At 71.6% G+C, this 19,648-nt stretch carries 17 protein-coding genes; 9 read left to right on the top strand and 8 right to left on the bottom strand.

The window, feature by feature from the left end; translation table 11 throughout:
- On the top strand, nt 1-3,559 hold a 3,559-nt coding region (locus D455_RS0122065), incomplete at its 5' end, for an ABC transporter ATP-binding protein (RefSeq protein WP_017572859.1).
- A 79-nt stretch (nt 3,560-3,638) separates the two neighbouring features.
- On the opposite strand, the gene D455_RS0122070 is transcribed toward D455_RS0122065, so the two are convergent.
- Nucleotides 3,639-4,352: a class I SAM-dependent methyltransferase gene (locus tag D455_RS0122070; protein ID WP_017572860.1), complete on the bottom strand. Its 714-nt coding sequence runs from the start codon at nt 4,350-4,352 to the stop codon at nt 3,639-3,641.
- A gap of 266 nt (nt 4,353-4,618) precedes the next feature.
- Between D455_RS0122070 and D455_RS0122075 the strand changes: the two genes are divergently transcribed.
- Together D455_RS0122075 and D455_RS0122080 are read left to right on the top strand one after the other, a co-directional pair.
- On the top strand, nt 4,619-5,575 hold the full coding sequence (locus D455_RS0122075; protein ID WP_017572861.1) for a DUF6895 family protein: 957 nt from the start codon (nt 4,619-4,621) through the stop codon (nt 5,573-5,575).
- A gap of 405 nt (nt 5,576-5,980) precedes the next feature.
- On the top strand, nt 5,981-6,670 hold the full coding sequence (locus D455_RS0122080; protein ID WP_017572862.1) for a LuxR C-terminal-related transcriptional regulator: 690 nt from the start codon (nt 5,981-5,983) through the stop codon (nt 6,668-6,670).
- Nucleotides 6,671-6,691: 21 nt separating this feature from the next.
- On the opposite strand, the gene D455_RS0122085 is transcribed toward D455_RS0122080, so the two are convergent.
- A complete protein-coding gene (locus tag D455_RS0122085; protein ID WP_017572863.1) occupies nt 6,692-7,471 on the bottom strand; it encodes a TetR/AcrR family transcriptional regulator in 780 nt (259 codons plus the stop codon).
- 107 nt (nt 7,472-7,578) lie between these two features.
- A complete protein-coding gene (locus D455_RS0122090) occupies nt 7,579-8,190 on the bottom strand; it encodes a TetR/AcrR family transcriptional regulator (protein WP_017572864.1) in 612 nt (203 codons plus the stop codon).
- 154 nt (nt 8,191-8,344) lie between these two features.
- On the opposite strand from D455_RS0122090, the gene D455_RS0122095 reads away from it, so the two are divergent.
- On the top strand, nt 8,345-9,934 hold the full coding sequence (locus D455_RS0122095) for an ABC-F family ATP-binding cassette domain-containing protein (protein ID WP_017572865.1): 1,590 nt from the start codon (nt 8,345-8,347) through the stop codon (nt 9,932-9,934).
- On the opposite strand, the gene D455_RS0122100 is transcribed toward D455_RS0122095, so the two are convergent.
- Nucleotides 9,935-10,498, bottom strand: a complete 564-nt coding sequence (locus tag D455_RS0122100) for a DNA-3-methyladenine glycosylase I (protein ID WP_017572866.1) — start codon at nt 10,496-10,498, stop codon at nt 9,935-9,937.
- A gap of 452 nt (nt 10,499-10,950) precedes the next feature.
- Here D455_RS0122100 and D455_RS0122105 point away from each other — a divergent pair, with 452 nt between their 5' ends.
- The 4 genes from D455_RS0122105 to D455_RS0122120 all read left to right on the top strand — a co-directional run bounded on the left by D455_RS0122105 (nt 10,951) and on the right by D455_RS0122120 (nt 16,589).
- On the top strand, nt 10,951-13,026 hold the full coding sequence (locus D455_RS0122105; RefSeq protein ID WP_017572867.1) for a hypothetical protein: 2,076 nt from the start codon (nt 10,951-10,953) through the stop codon (nt 13,024-13,026).
- A gap of 40 nt (nt 13,027-13,066) precedes the next feature.
- Nucleotides 13,067-14,605: a hypothetical protein gene (locus tag D455_RS0122110; RefSeq protein WP_152487135.1), complete on the top strand. Its 1,539-nt coding sequence runs from the start codon at nt 13,067-13,069 to the stop codon at nt 14,603-14,605.
- 170 nt (nt 14,606-14,775) lie between these two features.
- Nucleotides 14,776-15,762 carry a daunorubicin resistance protein DrrA family ABC transporter ATP-binding protein gene (locus tag D455_RS0122115; protein ID WP_017572869.1) on the top strand — a complete coding sequence of 329 codons (987 nt, stop codon included), beginning with the start codon at nt 14,776-14,778 and terminating at the stop codon, nt 15,760-15,762.
- Nucleotides 15,759-16,589 (top strand): ABC transporter permease, encoded by an 831-nt coding sequence (locus tag D455_RS0122120; RefSeq protein ID WP_017572870.1) that lies wholly within the window; start codon nt 15,759-15,761, stop codon nt 16,587-16,589. The genes D455_RS0122115 and D455_RS0122120 overlap by 4 nt, the downstream gene beginning before the upstream one ends.
- Nucleotides 16,590-16,592: 3 nt before the next feature.
- On the opposite strand, the gene D455_RS0122125 is transcribed toward D455_RS0122120, so the two are convergent.
- The 4 genes from D455_RS0122125 to D455_RS35550 all read right to left on the bottom strand — a co-directional run bounded on the left by D455_RS0122125 (nt 16,593) and on the right by D455_RS35550 (nt 18,716).
- Nucleotides 16,593-17,198 (bottom strand): hypothetical protein, encoded by a 606-nt coding sequence (locus tag D455_RS0122125; protein WP_017572871.1) that lies wholly within the window; start codon nt 17,196-17,198, stop codon nt 16,593-16,595.
- Nucleotides 17,195-17,878 carry a hypothetical protein gene (locus D455_RS0122130; protein WP_017572872.1) on the bottom strand — a complete coding sequence of 228 codons (684 nt, stop codon included), beginning with the start codon at nt 17,876-17,878 and terminating at the stop codon, nt 17,195-17,197. The genes D455_RS0122125 and D455_RS0122130 overlap by 4 nt, the downstream gene beginning before the upstream one ends.
- A gap of 281 nt (nt 17,879-18,159) precedes the next feature.
- On the bottom strand, nt 18,160-18,534 hold the full coding sequence (locus D455_RS0122135; protein ID WP_017572873.1) for a hypothetical protein: 375 nt from the start codon (nt 18,532-18,534) through the stop codon (nt 18,160-18,162).
- A complete protein-coding gene (locus D455_RS35550; protein ID WP_083922364.1) occupies nt 18,531-18,716 on the bottom strand; it encodes a hypothetical protein in 186 nt (61 codons plus the stop codon). Before D455_RS35550 ends, D455_RS0122135 begins: the two co-directional genes overlap by 4 nt.
- 482 nt (nt 18,717-19,198) lie before the next feature.
- Here D455_RS35550 and D455_RS33185 point away from each other — a divergent pair, with 482 nt between their 5' ends.
- Entirely contained in the window at nt 19,199-19,414 is a 216-nt protein-coding gene (locus D455_RS33185; RefSeq protein WP_338037833.1) for a GntR family transcriptional regulator, read from the top strand.
- The last annotated feature ends 234 nt before the right edge of the window (nt 19,415-19,648 follow it).

Consider the following 19,648-nt stretch of genomic DNA (forward strand, 5'->3'; position numbering starts at 1 on the left):
CGCCGCGGCGACCGTCCTGGCGACGGGGCTGGCGGCGCTGGCGCCGCTGGCCGCCCAGATCGCCGTGGACGACGCCGTCCGGGGGCGCACGGACCGCGTCGGAACGCTCGCCCTCGTGCTGCTCGGCGCCGCCGCCCTCCAGTTCACCGGTGCGTTCGCCCGCCAGTTCCTGTCCGGCAAGCTCGCCCTGAGCGTCCAGCACGACCTGCGCACCGCCGTCTTCGACTCCGTGCAGCGGCTGGACGGCGGCGGACAGGACACCCTGCGCACCGGTCAGGTGATGTCCCGCGCCACCCTCGACCTGCAACTGGTCCAGGGGCTGCTGGCCACCGCTCCGCAGGCCCTGGGCGGTCTCGTCCTCATCGTGTTCGCCTTCTCCGCGATGCTGTGGCTCTCCCCGGCGCTCACCGTGGTGGCCGCCGCCGTCGTGGTCGCCTCCGTCGTGGTGACGGTGCGCGTCAGCGGACGCATGCCGCCCGCGACCATGGCCGTGCAGCGACGCGCCGCCGAGATCGCCCAGCACGTCGAGGAGACCGTGACGGGGATCCGCGTGGTCAGGGCGTTCGGGCAGGAGGAGCGCGAGTCCCGGCGCCTGGCCGACCTGGCGGGGCGGCTGTTCGGCGAACGCATGCGCGTGGCCCGCATGCAGTCCGGGCCCGGCGCCACCCTGGGCGTCCTGCCCCACCTCGGCCAGGTCGTCGTCCTGGTCGCGGGCGCGTGGCTGGTCGCGCGCGGTGACGTGTCCCTGGGCGCGCTCGTCGCCTTCTCCGGGTACATGGTCGTCCTCACCGCGCCGTCGGCGGCCCTGTCCACCCTCGTCATGAGCGCCCAGCTGGTGCGGCCCGCTGCCCTGCGCGTGTACGACCTCGCCGACTCCCGCCCCGCCGTCACCGACGCGCCCGGCGCCGTCGACGTGCCCGGGGGGCCGGTAGGCGTGGAGCTGGACGGCGTGCGTTTCGGCTACACCCGCGACGCCACCGTGCTCGACGGGCTGTCCCTGGAGGTCCGCCCCGGCGAGACGCTGGCGCTGGTCGGCCCCTCCGGCTCGGGCAAGTCCACGGTCTCGCTGCTGCTGCCGCGCTTCTACGACACCACCGACGGCGCCGTCCGGATCGGCCCGCCCGGAAACGCGGTGGACGTGCGCTCACTGCGCCTGCGGTCGCTGCGCTCCACGGTCGGCGTCGCCTTCGAGGAGCCGTTCCTGTTCTCGGGGTCGGTCGCCGAGAACATCGCGCACGGGTGCCCCGAGGCCACCCGGGAACAGGTCCGCGCCGCCGCGCGCGCGGCCGGAGCCGACGGCTTCGTCTCCGCGCTCCCCGACGGCTACGACACCCGCGTGGGCGAGCGCGGCCTCACCCTGTCCGGCGGCCAGCGCCAGCGCGTGGCCCTGGCCCGTACCCTGTTGGGCGATCCGCGCGTCCTGGTGCTGGACGACGCCACCTCGGCCGTGGACGCCGCCACCGAGGCCGCCATGGTCGCCACCCTCGCCGACGTCACCGCCGACCGCACGGTCCTGCTCGTGGCCCACCGCCGCGCCAGCCTCGCCCTGGCCGACCGGATCGCGGTGCTCGACGGCGGCCGGGTCGTGGACGTGGGCACCGAGGCCGAACTGTCCGCGCGCTGCCCGCTCTTCGCCGAACTGTGCTCCGGCGGCGACGTCGAGAGCCGCGACCGGTCCCCCGCCGACGCGGACCCCGGTCCGTGGCCCGAGCCCGGTCCCGAGGGAACCGGACCCGGGGCCGGGGGGACCGACCCCGACGAGGCGGCCCTGCCCGCCGCCGACGACCGGCCCGCCGAGCGGCTATTCCACACGCCCGAGGAACCCGGAACGCGCTTCGGCGTCCGCCGGGTGCTGGCGCCGGTCCGCGCCCTGGTGGCGCTCGCCGTCCTGCTGGTCCTGGCGGACGCCCTGGTCACCACCGCGCTGCCGGTCGCCCTGCGCTGGGGCCTGGACCACGGCGCCGCCCCCGGGGACGGGGCCGCGGTCGCCGCCGCGGGCACGGCGGCCCTGGCCCTGGTCGCGGCCGATTGGGGGATCCTGGCCCTCCAGCCCCGCGTGGTCACACGCACCGGTGAGAGCGCCCTGTACGCGCTGCGGCTCCGCGTCTTCCGGCACCTGCACCGGCTCGGCGTCGACTTCCACGAGCGCGAGCGCGGCGGCGGAACCATGACCCGCATGACCACCGACGTCACCGCTCTGTCCACGTTCGTGGAGAGCGGGCTGACCATCATCGTGGTCAACGGCGCCACCGTGCTGGGGATGGTGGCGGCGATGCTGGTCCTGGACCCGTCCCTGGCGCTGGTCGCGATGGGGATCCTGCCCGTGCTGCTCGCCGCGACCCTGTACTTCCGCAGGTGCGTGTCGGTGGCCTACGCCCTGTCCCGTGAGCGGATCGGCGAGGTCAACGCCGACCTCCAGGAACAGGTGGCCGGGGCCCGCGAGTCCCAGGCCACGGGGGCCGAGGAGGGCGCCCGCGAGCGCTTCACCGCCCTGTCCGACCGCTACCGGCGGACCCGGCTCACCGCGCAGCGCCACATCGCGCTGTACTTTCCGTTCGTCACCCTGCTGGGTGAGGTGTCCACCGCCGCGGTCCTCGTCGTGGGCGCCCACAGGGTGGCGGACGGGACGCTGTCGGTCGGCGTCCTGACCGCGTTCCTGCTCTACCTCGGCATGTTCTACGCCCCGTTCCAGCAGCTGACGGTGGTCTTCGACGGCTACCAGCAGGCGCGCGTGGGCGTGGACCGCATCGGCGAGCTGCTGCGCACGCCGCCCACCGCCGCGCGGTCCCGGCGAGCGGTGCCCGTTCCGGTGCCCCGCAGCGGTGGCCGTGTGCTCCTGGAGGGGGTCGGTTTCACTTACCCCGGCGCGCGCGTGCCCGCCCTGGAGGAGGTCACCCTGTCCGCCGACCCGGGCGAGACCGTCGCCCTCGTCGGGGAGAGCGGTGCGGGGAAGTCCACCGTGGTCCGGCTCGTCGCCCGCTTCCACGACCCCGACCGGGGAGCGGTCCTCGTGGACGGCGTGGACGTGCGCGACCTCGACCCGTCCGAACACCGGCGCAGGCTGGGCGTGGTCCCCCAGGAACCGCACCTGTTCACCGGGACCGTCGCCGACAACGTGCGCTACGGGCGTCCCGGAGCCACCGACCGCGAGGTGGAGGAGGCCGTGCGCGCGGTCGGCGCGCTCGACGCCGTCGCCGCCCTGCCCGGGGGGTTCCGCCACCCCGTCGGTGAGCGCGGGCGCGGCCTGTCCACGGGGCAGCGCCAGCTCGTGGCCCTGGCCCGGGCACGGCTGGTGGATCCGGAGATCCTGCTGCTGGACGAGCCGTCCGCCGCGCTCGACCGGGCCACCGGACGCGCGGTGCTGGACGCCATGGAGCGCCTGTCCCGGGGGCGGACGACCTTCGTGGTCACGCACGGCCTGGAGGCGGCGGCCCGCGCGGACCGGATCGCGGTGCTCGACGGCGGCCGGGTGGTGGAGACCGGTGCGCACGGACGGCTGCTGGCCTCGGGGGGCGCCTACGCGCGCCTGTGGGGACACGGCGGCGCCGTGCCGGTCTGAGGTCCCCACCGCGCCCCCGTACGGGGAACCGGGGGCGCGGTGGAACGGGCCGTACCAGGCTCCGGACCGGTCCTCCGGCTCAGGAGGCCCGGTGCTCCGGCATCCGGAAGTAGATCATCGGGTTGTCGGTGCTGGTGCGCACCGGCTCGCCCAGGCCCAGCTCCTCCCGCAGCTCCAGGAGGGCGGTGTGGGGCGCGGGGGCCCGCTTGCGGGAGGGGGTGAAGAAGTCCGTGCCGGTCCGGCTCAGCCACGCCAGCACCGCGGCGCCCTCGGTGAACGGCAGGGTCCGCCTGCCGTGGAAGACGTCGTGGACGCTGACCGGGGTTCCGGGGGCGACCCGGGGGAACAGCTCGGCCAGGTACCACCGCGCGAACCGGCCGTTGTGCGCGGCGTCGACGAACAGGTAGCCGATCCCCTCGGGGACCTGCGACATGTTCTCGCGGATGTCGCCCTTGTGGAACTCCCAGCGGCCCAGGGACAGCTCGGAGGGCACGTTCGCCACCACGTTGTCCACGATGTCGAAGGAGTGCAGCGTCCCCTTGCCGTTGTCGCGCAGCGCCGACAGGAGCCACGTGGTGGACCAGCCGTGGAAGGTGCCCAGCTCCATCACCGTGTCCGGCCGCGTCTCGCGCAGCAGCAGGTAGGTGATCTCCGCCTCCAGGTCGTCCAGCTGCGGTGTCATCCGCCCGCGTGTCCGCCGGAGGAACTCGCGCTGCGCGTCCCGGACCTTGGCCAACGGATCCCGGTACCTGCGGTACAGATCCCCGATCAACGACAGGTCGATGTCCCCCATACCGTCCCCCTCCAGTTTCGCTCGTCGCGCTCCGTGAACGCGCGCTTCACCGTACCCCTGACCAGGTGCTTCACACGGATTCCCCGGCGCGGTTCCGGGACGTTTCCGATTTCCTCCTCCCTGGGGAGGAGAGGTGTCCGTGGGACCCGTTTTCCACCGCCCCCGGAAGGAGCGCGCGTTTCCTTCCCGCGGACGGCGCGTTCCGGTGCCGCGCACATTATCGTCGGAGGCCACGGAGGCATCGGGGAAAGGGAGTGAGAGGTGCCATGACCGCGATTCCCACGGGGGCGCCGCCGCGCGGTACCACCGCCTCCGACCTCCTGGACGGGGCCGTCCCCTGGCTCGTCGACCACGTGGAGTGGTTCGGGCCGCGCTGGGACGACCACTTCCCTCCGCGCGGGTTCGACGGGGCCACCGTCATGGAACTGCTCATGCTCTGCCGCCTCCTGCGCCGGGCGGGCCTGACCGCCGACGACGCGTACGGAGCCGCGCGGCTGGAGTGCGCCGCCGTGGAGCTGGCCCGGGACACGGCCACCGCGTGCGCGCCCGGGCTCCACCGGGACACCGCGAACCTGCCCTACCAGCTGTGGGTGCTCGCCCTCCTCGCCGACCTGGGCCATCCCGCCGAGGAGCCGTTCGCCGACGCCCGCGCCCTGGCCGGGCGCCGTCCCCCACGGCCGCCCGGCGGGGGCGCCTCACCGGTCCACGCCCTGGAGCTGCGGCACATCCTCGACCTGGCCGGGATTCCAGCGCCCGCGGAGCTCCCCGGCACCGCGGAGCTCCACGACGCCTGCGTGGCCGAGCACGCGGGCCGCACCGGGGAGTACGACGCCTACGGGATCACCCACACCGTCCTGTACGCCACCGACTTCGGGGCGCGGCCGCTGCCGGGGAGGGCCGGCGGACTGGGACGCGTGCTCGACCGCCTCCTGCGCGTGTACCTGGACGAGGACCACCTGGACCTGGCCGCCGAACTGCTCATGTGCTCACGGATCGCCGGGGGGACCCCGACCGCGCTGGAAGGACGGGCATGGGAGCGGCTGGCCGCCGCGCAGCGGCCGGACGGCTCCCTGCCCGGACCGCCCTTCGACGCCGCCGTCCTGGCCGGGCGCACGGGGGATCGGGCCACGGCCTACGTCTTCCGCACCTGCTACCACACCACCCTGGTCACGGCGATGGCCGCGGTTCGGGCCGGGGCGCCCTCCCACCCCTCCCACCGGTGAGTCCGCATGCCTCCGGGGCGGGTTCCGGCGAACCGTTCCGTGAATTCCGGATATGCGCATGGGCGTCCGCGGAACTTCCGCGAGAACGCCGAGGGCCCTTTCGGCGGAATCTCGCAATGATGATGTGGGGACATGTCGTTCCTGTCCCCACCTGTGGGTACGCGGATCCCGGCGCCTGTGGTTGAATTCTGTGCGATACGGCGTGTCCGGTCTTCGGTGCCTTGCGAGGTGCGAGTGATGACGGATATTCCGGACTTATGAATCGCTGGCCGCATGCGGTCATCTTTCAAGGGTTTGATGCCACGGAATCGGGGATTGAGGAAAGGCTGGATCCGAGACAGCCCCGGGGCTCTCCCCATCCCCCACTCCCCGGAGTTTTCGCACGTAAAGGGGACAGGTCCGCTGATGACCCGCGTACTCATCGTCGGTGACCAGGACGTCGTGAGGCTGGGACTGCGCACGGCCTTCGCGGCGACGGACGACATCAGGGTCGTCGGGGAGGTCGGCGGCCTGAGGGGAGCCGCGGCCAGAGCCCGGCGGTTCCGTCCCGACGTGGCCGTCGTCGACACGGTGGCACTGGGAACGCGGGGCCACGAGGTGGTCCGCGAACTCTCCGACCTGCGCGATCCCCGCGTGCGCGTCCTCGCCCTGGCGGCGCCCAACGAGCGGGAGAACCTCGTCAACTGTCTGCGTGCCGGTGCCTGCGGCTACATCCTCACCGGAAGCGAGACCTCCGTCATCACCGAGGCCGTGCGTTCGCTGGGCGAGGGACGCGCCGTGCTCGACCCTGCGGTGGTCGGCACGGTGGTGGAGGAGTTCGTCCGCCACGAGGAGGCGGTGCGCGTCAGGGAGGACGATCCGGAGACGTGCTGGAGGGAGAAGTTCACCGAACGCGAGAAGGACGTCGTCGCGCTGGTCGCCACCGGCGCCAGCAACGTCGAGATCGCGGGCGTCCTCGGGCTGTCGGAGACGACCGTCAAGTCGCACGTGTCCAGCGTGTTGGCCAAACGGGGACTGCGCAACCGCGTCCAGCTGGTGGTCTGGGCCTTCCGGAGCGGGACCGTCCCGGTCCGGGGCGGGGCCACGGTCTCCTGAGCGGGCGGTTCCCGGAGGCGGTCAGGAAACGTCGTCCGGTGTGCCCGACCGGGAGTCCACCAGGACCTGCACCCCGTCCAGGACGCGCTCCAGGCCGAACTCGAACTCGTGGTCGGGCGAGTACACCGCATTGTGCTCCCTGCCCACCGTGCCACCGACGCGGGAGGCGAGCGGGTAGTCGCCGTCCCGGGTGAACGCCGCCAGCAGCGGGCCGTGGGTGCTCCACCACTGGCCGTCGGTCATCCCCGTGGCCCGCTCGGTCTCGCTGACCGCCGCGGCCTGGCTGGCGGCGCCCTCCGCGTAGCTGTTGACCAGACTGACCGTGGAGTCCATCTCGACGTCGGTCAGGCCCAGACCGTCCACGGCGGACAGTTCGTACTCGTACTTGGCGATGAGGTGGGGGCCGAGCAGACGGCCACGCGGGGTCTGGAGCATCCACGGGTGGCGCAGGAGCAGCCGCCAGTTCGCGCGGGCCACCGCGCTCAGCCGGTCGCGCCAGTGCCCGGGGCGCTCGTCCCGCGCGTACAGGTCCGCGTAGGCGGCGTCGAGCATCAGGTCGACCAGCTCGCCCTTGCCGGGGACGTAGGTGTACAGCGACATGGTCCCCACGCCCAGCCGCTCGGCGACCTTGCGCATGGACAGGGCGGCGATCCCGTCGCTGTCGGCCATCTCCGAGGCCACGGCCACGATCCGGTCCACGCTCAGGTCGGGTTTGTTCCGGCGGCTGAGCGGCTCCTGGGTCCGCCACAGCAGGGCGAGGCTGCGCGCGGGGTCGCCGCTCTTGGGGTACTGCGTGGGCATCGGCCGTCCTGCTCTCCGGTCCGGTGTACCGGTCAGTCTAGGGCAGTACACCCGCCTCGCGGGGCCGGGCCCCGCGAGGGAGACGGCCTCCGGAGTCGCGGGACCGGTCAGGAACGGGGGACGAACGAGCCCCCGGCGGCGGCGTCGGCGGCCACCCGGGCTGCCAGGTCCAGGTCCTCGCGGGTGACGGGTTCGCGGCTGACGAAGAGCCGGTAGTAGACCGGTGCGACCGCCGAGCGCACGACCTCCACGGGATCGGTGCCGTCGGGGACCTCGCCCCGGGCCACGGCTTCCGTCACGAGGACGGCGGCGCGCGCGTGGCGGTCGGTCATGAAGGCGCGCAGCGCCTCGGCCACGCGGGGGGAGGAGAACGCGGCGGCGACGGAGGCCGCGGACACGGACCCCTCCGGCGCCTCGGTGAAGCCGTGCAGCACGGTCGTGTTGAGGGCCAGCAGGTCGGTGTGCAGGGCACCGGTGCGCTCGGGTTCCCACGGGTGCGTGGTGGACCACTCCAACGCGGCGGACAGCAGCCCCTCCACCCCGCCCCAGCGGCGGTAGACGGTGGCCTTGTGGACGCCGGAGCGGGCGGAGACGCGTTCGACGGTGAGTCCGGCGTAACCGTGCTCGCCCAGTTCGTCGAGGGTCGCTTCGAGCACGGCGGCGGTGTTGCGGGCGGTGCGGCCGCCCGGCCTGGTGGTTCCGGGTGTGTCAGAGGTCATAACGCAACTCTAGTTGCATTTGTAGGGCGCGTCTGCCATAGTCACTATTGCGACAGTAGTCGCATCAGGTACTTCCGAAGGAGGAGATCACGATGGGCCGAGGACACGAGACCCCACGTCCCCAGAACGTCTCCACCGTCCCCCGGAGGTCCGCGTGTCCCTCTCCGTCGTCTGCACCCGGCTGTCCTTCGCCTGGCCCGACGGCACGTCCGTCCTGAACGGCCTGGACGCCGCCTTCGGTACCGGCCGGACCGGACTCGTCGGCCGCAACGGCAGCGGCAAGTCCACCCTGCTCCGCCTCGTCGCGGGGCGTCTGCGCCCGGCCTCGGGCGCGGTGTCGGTGGACGGTGACGTCGGGTACCTGGACCAGGGGCTCACCCTGGACACCGGCCGCACCGTCGCCGAGCTGCTCGGCATCGACCGGGTCCGCGCCGCGCTGCACGCCATCGAGGCGGGTGAGGCCACCGAGGACAACTTCGCCGCCGTCGGCGAGGACTGGGACGTGGAGGAACGCGCCCTGGCCCAGCTCGAACGGTTCGGCGTCGCCCTCGCGGGGGACGCCCCGCTGGACCGCCCCGTCGGCACCCTCTCCGGAGGGGAGGCCGTGCTGGTCGCGCTCGCGGGGCTGGCCCTGCGGCGCCCCGCCGTCACCCTGCTGGACGAGCCCACCAACAACCTCGACCGCCGCGCCCGGGAGCGGCTCCACGACGCGGTCGGGTCGTGGAACGGGGTGCTCATCGTGGTCAGCCACGACCGCGAGCTCCTGGAACGGGTCGACCAGATCGCCGAACTCCGGGACGGAGGGGTGCGCGTGTGGGGCGGCAACTACTCCGCCTACACCGAGCAGCTCGCCGCCGAGCAGGATGCGGCCCGGCGCATGGTGCGGGTGGCCGAGGGCGACGTGCGCAGGGAGAAGCGCCAGCTCGCGGACGCCCAGGTCAAACTGGCCCGGCGGGTGCGCTACGGCAAGAAGATGTACGACACCAAGCGCGAGCCCCGCGTGGTCATGAAGCAGCGCAAGCGCGACGCCCAGGTGGCGGCGGGCAAGCACCGCGTCATGCAGGAGGGCAGGCTGTCCGGGGCCAGGGAGGAACTGGTCAGGGCGGAGGGCGCCGTACGCGACGACGACACCATCCGGATCGCCCTGCCCGGCACGGAGGTCCCGGCCGGACACGGGGTGCTGGAGCTGGGCGTTCCGGGCGGCGGGCGGCTGTACGTGCGCGGACCCGAACGGGTGGCGCTGGTCGGACCCAACGGGTCGGGCAAGACCACCCTGCTCCGTGCGGTGGTCGGCCGGGGGAGCCATCCCCGGGCCGAGGTGGTGCACGCCGCGGACCGGATCGGCTACCTGCCGCAGCGGCTGGANGACCTGAGCGTGCTCGACAACGTGCGCGCGGCGGCGCCGTCCGCCACGCCGCACCGGGTGCGGGCCAACCTGGCCCGGTTCCTCATCCGGGGGAACCGGGTGGACCAGAGGGCGGGCGACCTCTCCGGGGGCGAGCGGTTCCGGGTCGCGCTGGCCCGGCTGCTGCTGGCGGACGATCCGCCCAGGCTGCTGGTGCTGGACGAGCCCACCAACAACCTCGACCTGGACAGCCAGCGGCAACTGGCCGAGGCCCTCGCGGACTACCGGGGCGCGCTGCTCGTGGCCAGCCACGACCACGCGTTCCTGCGGGAGGTCGGGGTGACCCGCTGGTGGCGGACCGAATGGGGGTGCGCACCGGTGGAGGCGTCCGGAAACTGATCAGGCGGGCTTGGCCGGGCAGCCCACCAGGTGATCATCGACCACGCCCACGGACTGGAGGTAGGAGTAGACGATGGTCGTGCCGACGAAGGTGAAACCGCGCTTCCTCATGTCCTTGCTGACCCGGTCCGAGAGCGGGGTGCTCGCGGGGACCTCCGACGGCTCGGTGAAGCGGTTGACCACGGCCGAGCCGTCCACCCAGCCCCACAGGTAGTCGGCGAAGGTGCCGTACTCGGCGCGTACCCGCTGGAAGGCCCGTGCGTTGCGGGGGAGGGAGGCCACCTTGAGCCGGTTGCGGATGATCCCGGCGTCCCGGAGGAGCCGTTCGGTCTCCTCCTGGCCGTAGTCCGCGACGCGGTCGGGGTCGAAGCCGTCCAGGGCGCGCCGGTAGTTCTCCCGTTTGTTGAGCACGGTGGCCCAGGACAGCCCCGCCTGCGCACCCTCCAGGACGAGCATCTCGAAGAGGTGGCCGTCGTCGCGTGAGGGCCTGCCCCACTCATCGTCGTGGTAGGCCCTCATCAGCGCGGACGGTCCCCGTGCCCAGGCGCAGCGCTGGTCGGACATGGTGACTCCTCGGGGCCGACGGCGGTGGTCGCCTCCATGGTGCCCTGTCCCGGGGACGGTCCGCGGCGGGTGGTCTCCGGAAGACCCGGCGGGGCCCGGGGGCGCGCTCACGCGTGCCCCCGGTGGGCGCCGTCCTGGTGTCCGCCTCGGGAACCTCCGTTCGGGGCGCGGGGTTCCCTTCCATGGAACAGGGACGTTCCGTCGGAGGAATGGTCCTCCCTCTTCTGTGGACACCCCACGACCCTGTTCCTTCTCTCCACATGAAGCCTTATAAGCACCAGCAGTAACAGCAGCACCAAACTTCACTAAGAGCTACAAAGATCCCTATATCCAACGAATCCACATAACGCGTACGTCACAAAAAACGGCTGTGGCCATAAATCCGGGTAAGGCGCGCATCATATGTCGGTGGAAGGGCAGGACGAGCGCGGAGCAGGGGAGGAAACCGGGTCGTGACGAGTGGCGCGGAGGTGCCGGACGGTCATGAGACACCGGTCGGACAGGAGGCACAGGCGGCCTGCTACAAGGAGCTCGTGGACCCCGAATGGTCCGGACCGGCGGGTCGCAGACGCCCCATCCTGACCGTCCACGGACCACGGGGGTACGGCAAGTCCCACTTCGTCCTGCACAAGGCGCGTGAACTGGAAAGGCTCGGCGTTCCCTACGCCCACCTCGACCTCTCCGAGGTCCGCTACCACTCCAGTGTTCCCGACGCCTTCACCGACATCGCCTCCCACCGGGAGAAAGGGCTCGCCCGATCCCTGAGATACTACGGGCGCCTCCAGTTCCCCCGCCTCTGGATCTCCCTGGTCACCATTCGCCTGGAGATCGACCCCGACCCGGCACCGGGCGACGAGGCCGACATCAGGAGCGGGACCGACCCGGCCCACACCCAGATCAAGGATCTGGTGAACGAGGTGTGGCCCGACGGCAGGGGCCGGGTGAGCAGGTTCCTGGGTGAGACGAGCAACTTCCTGGGCAACGCGGGCAACCTCATGCCGCCCGCCGAGCTGACCGGCGTCGACCCGCTGCCCGTCGACCTCGCCCGGTGGGTCGCCGCGGTCTCCGGGGTGGGCGCACGCGTCCTGGAGCGCGTCTTCGAGTGGATGCGCACCCAGGGCCAGGGCGGACAGGCCAGGGACCAGGTGGCCGACTCCCTCTACCACCTGTGGTGGCAGGCCAGGGACCCCGACGCCGTGGACGCCGTGTCCCGCGTCTCCAACCGGGAGAAGGTGGCCCGTTTCCTGAGCGAGGCGCTGTTCGCCGACCTCCAGCACACGGCCAGGCGGGTGGGTTACCAGCCCACGCCCGTCCTCCTGCTGGACAACGCCGACCGGGGCGTGGGACCCGTGCTCCTCCGCTCCCTGGCCGAGGCACCGGCGCCCTTCAGCGGAACCGCGCTCTTCGGCGGTGTCGGCTTCCCCGAACCGCTCACCGTCGTCGCCACCACGTCCGAGCTGGTCGACGGGGTGCCCCTCGAACGGTTCTACGAGGACACCCGACAGCACATGCGGTTCTCGCGCCTGACCCCGCTGGACCGGCGCGACATCGGTGAGCTGTTCTCCCGCGCCCGCCTCCGGGCCAGGGGCAGCGGCCACGTCTCGAACGAGATCGTCGACCTCATGGCCGACTTCACCGGAGGGCACCCCGGCACCACCGCCCAGCTCGCCGACGCCTGGGTCGCGGTCCGGGGCAACAGTCTGCACGCCGCACTCTCCCACCGCCCCGTGGACCCGGCCACGAGGTTGGAGTCCGCCGTGACCGTCGAGGAGCACATGCTCACCATGGCTCTGGGCGTCGAGCCCGACCAGCTCGACCACCGGCTCTGGGAGGCGCTCGTCACCTGTTCCGCCGCGAGGGAGCCCGACGCGGGGCTGTGGCTGAACCGGTCGGGCGAGCTCACCGAGCGGGTCGAGGAGGAGCGCCTCCTCAACCACGCGCTGTGGGACCGGACGAACCCGGAGGCGACCACGGTGCTGCGCCGCCTCCTGTCCCGCAGCCTGGCCAGGCGCCCGACCGGCGCACCGGGGGACTGGGACGCCGTCCACCGCGGGCTCGCCGACTACTACCAGAGCGGGGAGTCCGACCACCGCCGCTCGGCCGAGTACGCGATCTACCACCGCCTCTGCGCGGGGCAGCTGAGCCGTGTGGCCTGGCACCTCCAGGGCTGGCTCAGGGCCCCCGACATCGGCGGAGAGGAGTGGATCCGGCTGCTGCGGGGCATCACCGCGGCGCCCCTGCGTGTCCGTCCGTCGTTCCCCCTCCTGGACGCGTGGACGAACGCGTGGCAGCGGCACGCGGCCCTGGAGGACGCGGAGGACACGGAGGAGACCGAGACCGTCCTCAAGCTCGTCACGGCCCGCCAGATCCTCAACGACCCCGACCTCTTCCGCTCCGGTGCCCTGCACTCGGTCTGCCACATGGCGCTGAACGACCTCGCCGGGCGGGCCCCGAAGGGAGCGGCGCACATCTTCGAGGAGGCGGCCTGGCACCTGCGGCTGGTCGCCAGGTTCGGTGCCCAGGCATGAGCGACCGTCCACCGGACCGCATGTCAGAGAAGGGACGACCATGACCGGCCCCAACGACGCGCCCCCGTCCCCGCACACGCCGAGAGGACCGAGCTCCCTCATGCGGAGGTGGCTGCGGCGCTGGTGGAGACTGGTCGTGCCCATGGCGGCACTCCTGCTCCTGGTCCCGGCCCTCCTCTACTGGGAGGTGTTCACCTGCGGCGGGCCCGGAAACGGGGTGAGCCTGTCCGGAGGGCAGTGCGTGGGCGTCACCGACGGCTCGTACGTCTACCACGAGGAGTACGCCGAGATCCAGGCCGACATCGCCGCGGAGAACGCCCGGGTGGCGGAGGAGGCCGAGGGGCCCGTCGTCCGGATCGCCCTTCTGGGCATACTCACCTTCGGTGAGGTCAGCCCCATGGACCCCACCCGCATGGTCCGGTCACTGGAGGGTGCCTACACCGCCCAGATGCGGGCCAACCACACCCCCCACTTCGGCGACCAGAGCCCCGGGATCCAGCTGTACCTGGCCAACATGGGCAGTCAGCAGCGGCAGTGGGAGCCGGTCGTGGACGACCTCATCGCCATGTCCGAGGACGAGGAGAGGCCGCTGGTCGCGGCCATCGGCATGGGCGTGAGCGTCGAGTCCACACGGGACGTGGCCGCCCGCCTCCACGAGCACATGATCCCCATGGTGTCCGCGGCGGTCACCGCCGACGGCCTCGCGCGCCCGGACACCCCGGGCCTGATGCGCGTCGCGCCCAGCAACACCGAGTACGTGCGGGCACTGCGCGCCTACCTCGACGACCTGGATGAACCGGTCAGGGCGTCCCTGGTCTACGACTCCAACGAGCCCGACCTGTTCGTCAGCTCCCTGCGTGAGGCCTACGAGAACCGGCTCGGCGTCTACATCTCCGGGCCTCCCCAGGAGTACGTCGGAACGACCGTCGGCGACCCTCCCCGCGCGGGCCTGTTCGACACCGTGACCCGCAACGTGTGCGCCTCGGGCACCAACACGGTGTTCTTCGCAGGCCGGGCCCCGGACCTCAGGGAGTTCCTCGCCTCCCTCGCCAACCGGGCCTGCGTCGACCAGCACTTCCGGGTGCTGTTCGCCGTCATCGGCCTGACCGCCCTGGGCGACGAGGAGATGATGGAGCACCTGCGCGAGGGGGACATCACCCTGGTCTACGCCTCGTCCGTGGACCCCCGCTGGAGCACGGGTGACCCCTCGGCGGACGTGCCGGAGCACTATCCGTCCTTCGTCAACGCCTTCCACGAGTACGTCGGGGACGACGATCCCGCCGCCTTCGACAACGGGTACGCCCTGGTCAACCACGACGCGTTCGCGGTGGCGGCCAGCGCCGTGCGGATGACCAACGACATGGAACTGGAGGGGCCGCCCACCGCGGAGGAGGTGGAGTCCCAGATGATGCTGCTCAACAGCGCGTACACGGTCCGTGCGGGCGGCGGCACCCTCAGCTACAGCGACGATTCCGACGGTGGGGCGGTCGGCAGGTACGTGCCCGTCGTCGAACTGCCCCTGGAGGGGCAGCTTCCCCGGCCGCAGCCGCACATCATCGGCGGCCCCGGCCCCCAGTGACCCCTGCTCCGGTCCCGTCCCCGTCGCCTCTCCGGGACGGGACCGGAGCTGTCTCCCCACGGTCCGAAAGATTCCTTACGCCGTACGGAATTATCTCGGGGGCCCTGGTGTTCCCTGGTTCGTAGGCCGTACAGTACGGCGTACGGAAGCGGAGGGGGAGGGGGAACGTCGTGGACACGACCGGATACGCGGTCACCGCGCACGGCCTGGGCAAGCGGTACGGGAGGAGCTGGGCGCTGAGGGGGTTCGACCTGGAGGTGCCCACCGGAAGCGTGTGCGGGCTGCTCGGACCCAACGGCGCGGGCAAGACCACCGCCGTGCGCGTCCTGACCACGCTGCTGCGAGCGGACGAGGGCACGGCGCGCGTCGCCGGGCACGACGTGGCGGCGGAGGGCGACGCGGTGCGTCGGAGCATCGGCCTGGTGGGTCAGAACGCGGCCGTCGACGAGGTGCTCAGCGGGCGGCAGAACCTGGAGATGTTCGGGCGCCTGTACCACCTGGGCGCCCGGCGGGCCGCCGCGCGGGCGGACGAACTGCTGGAGCGCTTCCGCCTGGCCGACACGGGGAGGAAACCGGTCAGCGCCTACTCCGGCGGCATGCGCCGTCGCCTGGACCTGGCCGCGAGCATGATCCTGTCCCCGCCCGTGCTGTTCCTGGACGAGCCCACGGTCGGGCTCGACCCGCGCGGACGCAACGAGGTGTGGAGCGCGGTCCGCGCCCTGGTGGAGGGCGACACGACCGTGCTGCTGACCACCCAGTACCTGGAGGAGGCCGACCAGCTCGCCGACCGGATCTCGGTGGTCGACTCCGGACGCGTCATCGCCGAGGGCACCCCAGAGGAGCTCAAGTCCCGTCTGGGCGGCGACCGGCTCGACGTGGTGCTCCACGACGACGCCGCGCTCGACGGGGCCGCGGACCTCGTCGGCCGGGTGGTCGGCGCGCGGCCCGGGACCGAGGCCGACACGCGCCGGATCAGCGTCGGCGTCACGGACCGGGTCGCGGCCCTCACCGAGGTGGCGCGTGCCCTGGAGGAACACGGGATCGCGGTGGAGGACCTCGCGCTGCGCCGACCGACCCTGGATGAGGTGTTCCTGCACCTGACCGGCGGCGGGGACGGCCGGGACGAGCGGGACGAACGTGTGGAGGAGAGCCGATGAACGACACCGTTGTCCGGTCCGGTGGACCCACGGCCACCGACCGGTTCCTCTGGGCGCTCGCGGACGGGTGGACCATCACCCGGCGCGACCTCGTCCACTGGACGCGCCAGCCCGGCCAGCTCGTCGTCGGGCTGCTGTTCCCCGTGGCGATGGTGCTGATGTTCGGGTTCCTGTTCGGCGGGGCGATGACCGTGCCCGGCGGCGGGGACTACCGGGAGTTCCTGATGCCCGGCATGTTCGCCATGGCGATGGTCTTCGGGGTGGGCGAGACGGTCACCGCCGTGTCGGGGGACGCCGCACGCGGGGTGACCGACCGGTTCCGGTCCATGCCGATGGCGCCCTCGGCCGTCGTGGTGGGCCGGTGCGCGGCGGACATGCTCAGGTCCGCGATCACCCTGGCCCTGCTGGTCGCCTGCGGTCTGCTGGTGGGATGGCAGTGGCACGGAACCCCGGGTGGGGCCGCGGCCGGGATCGGACTGCTCCTGCTGCTGCGCTTCGCGCTGGTGTGGGTGGGCGTCTACGTCGGCCTGGCCGTCCGGGGCGAGGGCGCCGTCACGGCCGTGCACACCCTGGAGTTCCCACTGGGATTCCTGTCCAACGCGTTCGTGGCGACGGCGTCCATGCCGCTCTGGCTGGGCGCGGTGGCGGACTGGAACCCGCTGTCCTCCACGGTCGCCGCGACCCGGGAGCTGTTCGGCAATCCGGGGTGGGGCGGGGAGAGCTGGATCGCGCAGAACGCCGTGCTCATGGCGGTGGTCTGGCCGCTGGCCATCACGGCGGTGTTCTTCCCGCTCTGCGTCCGCAGGTTCCGGGCGCTGGGCGGCTGAACCCTACGGGTTCGGGCCTTCCTCCATCGCCGCGAGGAGGGCCCGGGCCCGTCTGCGCTGGTGTGCGACGAACGGCATCAACACGAACAACAACAAGGCGAAGAATACGATCCCCGCGAGGTTGATCCATTCATGGACACTGATCATCGAGTCTGTGTGGTGACGAAACAGCACCCATGCGTTGAGCACTAGCGCCAGGGTGAAGATCGTGGACTGAGTCTTCGGCCAGTACGGCGCGTTCAGCGTCGCCTTGGCCTGGTACCAGGCGATCTGGTTGGTTTCCGGGTCGGTTCCGGGGACTCCTTTGCGGACCAGTCGTCCGGCCTCGCGCATCTGGGCGCGGTCAGTCTCTGGGAGGAGCTTCTCCGGAATCACCCACCAGGTGAACACTCCCATGCCTATCCCGAAGCAGCATCCCGAAGCCGCCCCGGTCAGCAGGGCCCACGACACGCTGGCCTCGTTGGCCAGCACGATGACCATGAGGAAGAACGTCGTGACGCAGCCGAAGAAGACGCCGCTGAGAACACCGACGATGATTCCGTACCGACCCGGCTTCTGATGGGCGTAGCGACGTATGCGGTACGCGCGTGAGGGGCGCTGCTGGTTCACAGGGCCGCCCTCTGGTGGGACGCGTCGTAGAGGTCGCAGAAGGCCCGCATCCGTCGGCGTTGTGGGAGAAGCACCAGGTTGGCGGCGGCCATACCGGAGCCGAGGATGATCGAGTGCAGGCCGAACGCCATGAGGCTGGGGTCACCGTCCCGCATGCTCTGTACGAGCACGTACACACCGCTCAAGGCGAGGAAGCCGCAGCCGATGAGACTGATCGTCAGAACGTGCTGGTACGTCAATGGAACACGCATTCTGGTGGCTGCTCCGGCGTAGACGCGGGCGAGGAAGTTCACCTGGGGGTCATCGCCCATGACGGCATCGCCGGCCAGGGCCCGAGCGGTGCGCAGCCGTTCCCTCGTCGTCCACGGGGGCAGGGCCTTCGGCTCCACGAAATCCAGGAAGACGAAGAGGATCAGGACCGCTGTCAGGAGGATCGGAAAGGACACCAGACAGACAGTTCCGACCGTGTTGGCGAGACTGCCGGTCGTTTCCGCCCAGGTCCGCCACCCCTGGTCTCCGGTGAACCAGGCGATGGAGTCCGTGACGGCGAAAAGACCCTTCACCACCAGGAGAACGGCGGCGAGCACGACGTCCAGGACCGCGCAGGCCACCATCACACCGAACCCCGGGCCGTACAGTTCCGTGTAGCTCGGAAACCGGTTGGTCGGGGGTTGGTGCACGGGTCCTCCGCTGGGCCCGGAACGGGGGAACGCGCGGTCGGGCCGGTACCGCGCCTGCACCGAATCCTAGACGAGACAGGACATACCGGGCGCCGTGTGACCACTTTCGGACACAGGTTCCGTCCTTCTCAGAGGTCGCTTCCACCACTCGGGCCCGTCCTCATCCGCCGTGATCTTGTACTTATAGCGAGTTTCGGCGCCGAACTTGGCTATAAGTACAAGCTCATCCGAGGTCAGAGCACTCCAGTCACACCGGCAACGGAACCGGGTAGTGCACCGGGCTAGCGCTGCCAGGGTTCCGGCAGCGGCGAGCCCTCGCGCATCAGCCCGTCGAGGCGCTCCCACTCCGCGTGCGCGGTACCCAACGCGGCCCGCGCGGCGACCACGCCGCCGTGCGTCCTCAACTCCTCGCTCACGGTGTCGTAGAGCAGGGTGGCGGCCTCCGCGTCACCAGTGGTGACGTGCCATGCGGACGGGATCACGCCGGTCTTGGCCCACTGGTCCAGGGCGTCGAACAACCCGTCCGCGCGACGGAGGACGCGCACAGCGTCCTCGCGCTTTCCGGGGTGTGCGAGGACGCGCGCCAACTGTCGCGCGACGGCGTCCGCACGGTTGTCCGGCAGCGTCCATTTGTCCTTGGTGCTCGCGGCGGTCATGCCGTCACCTCCGCGCGCCCCGCGATGTCGGCGAGTACGGCGATGCCGAGACGGTCACGGTCCACGTGGGCCGCGCGTGCGTGCTGCTGACGTGCCTCGTGTGCGAGGTAGAACCTCGGCACCATCGCGGCGGAGGACTGCGTCTCGCGGGGATCGTCCACGGGCGCGTAGTCACTCGGCATGGGCGAGGGAACAGAGGGGGCAGCGTCCGCCGGGCGCCGCGGGGCGGGAACCACCGGAGCGACCTCCGCGACGGTGGGAGCGAACCCCGGGCCGGTGGGGAGCGCGGGCAGCGGCTGCGCGTACCTACGGACGCGGTTCGCCCGACGTGCGAGGGCTTCCGCCCGCACCTCCGCACGGAGGACGCGTGGGGCCGCGTGCAGGCCCCGGGCGGGGCGAAGCGCCCGGGAGATCAGACAGACCAGAGTCATAAGGTGGTGCATGTTGACGCTCCTGTTAAGCGTTGGCCATGGCCCGGGGACGGTTACCGCCGTCCGCCGGGTCCCTGCATACGAGGGGTTTCCACTGTATACGACTGTTCATTGCTAGTCCATGGTTACCCGCGCACTCCCCCGGGGGACTCCCGTGGCCTTTGCCCTACCAAGCTGGACACATGGACATTCCACCGGGGTACGGCCCCGATACGGACATTGACGAGTTGGCCATGCCGCCTGTGTGGTTGCAGCTAGCCGCGATCCTGGTAGCGCGCATGGAAGCGGGACGGTATCGGCCTGGACGTGCGATCCCGTCGCTTACCCAACTGACACAGGAATTCGGCGTCTCGCGTGGAACGGTGGCGAAAGCTACGAAGTACCTAGCGGACACCGGGCGTGTGAAGTCCGTCCACGGTCGCGGCGTGTTCGTGCTGCCACGGGAGTAGGGCGTTCGAGCAGCGCGTCTGATGTCTCGCGGTCACGCATGATGGACCGCTTGGCGCACGCGGCGCACCTCGCACGGGAACGCGGACACGTACGGCACCCGCGCGCGTGCGAGGCACCTCTGATGGACTGCCCGGATACGTTGCTGGTGTGGCTGGGGTGCTCCACTCTCGGATGATCTTGTACTTATAGCCAAGTTCGGCGCCGAGACTCGCTATAAGTACAAGATCACGGCG

Source organism: Nocardiopsis halotolerans DSM 44410, assembly GCF_000341065.1.
Classification (GTDB): domain Bacteria; phylum Actinomycetota; class Actinomycetes; order Streptosporangiales; family Streptosporangiaceae; genus Nocardiopsis; species Nocardiopsis halotolerans.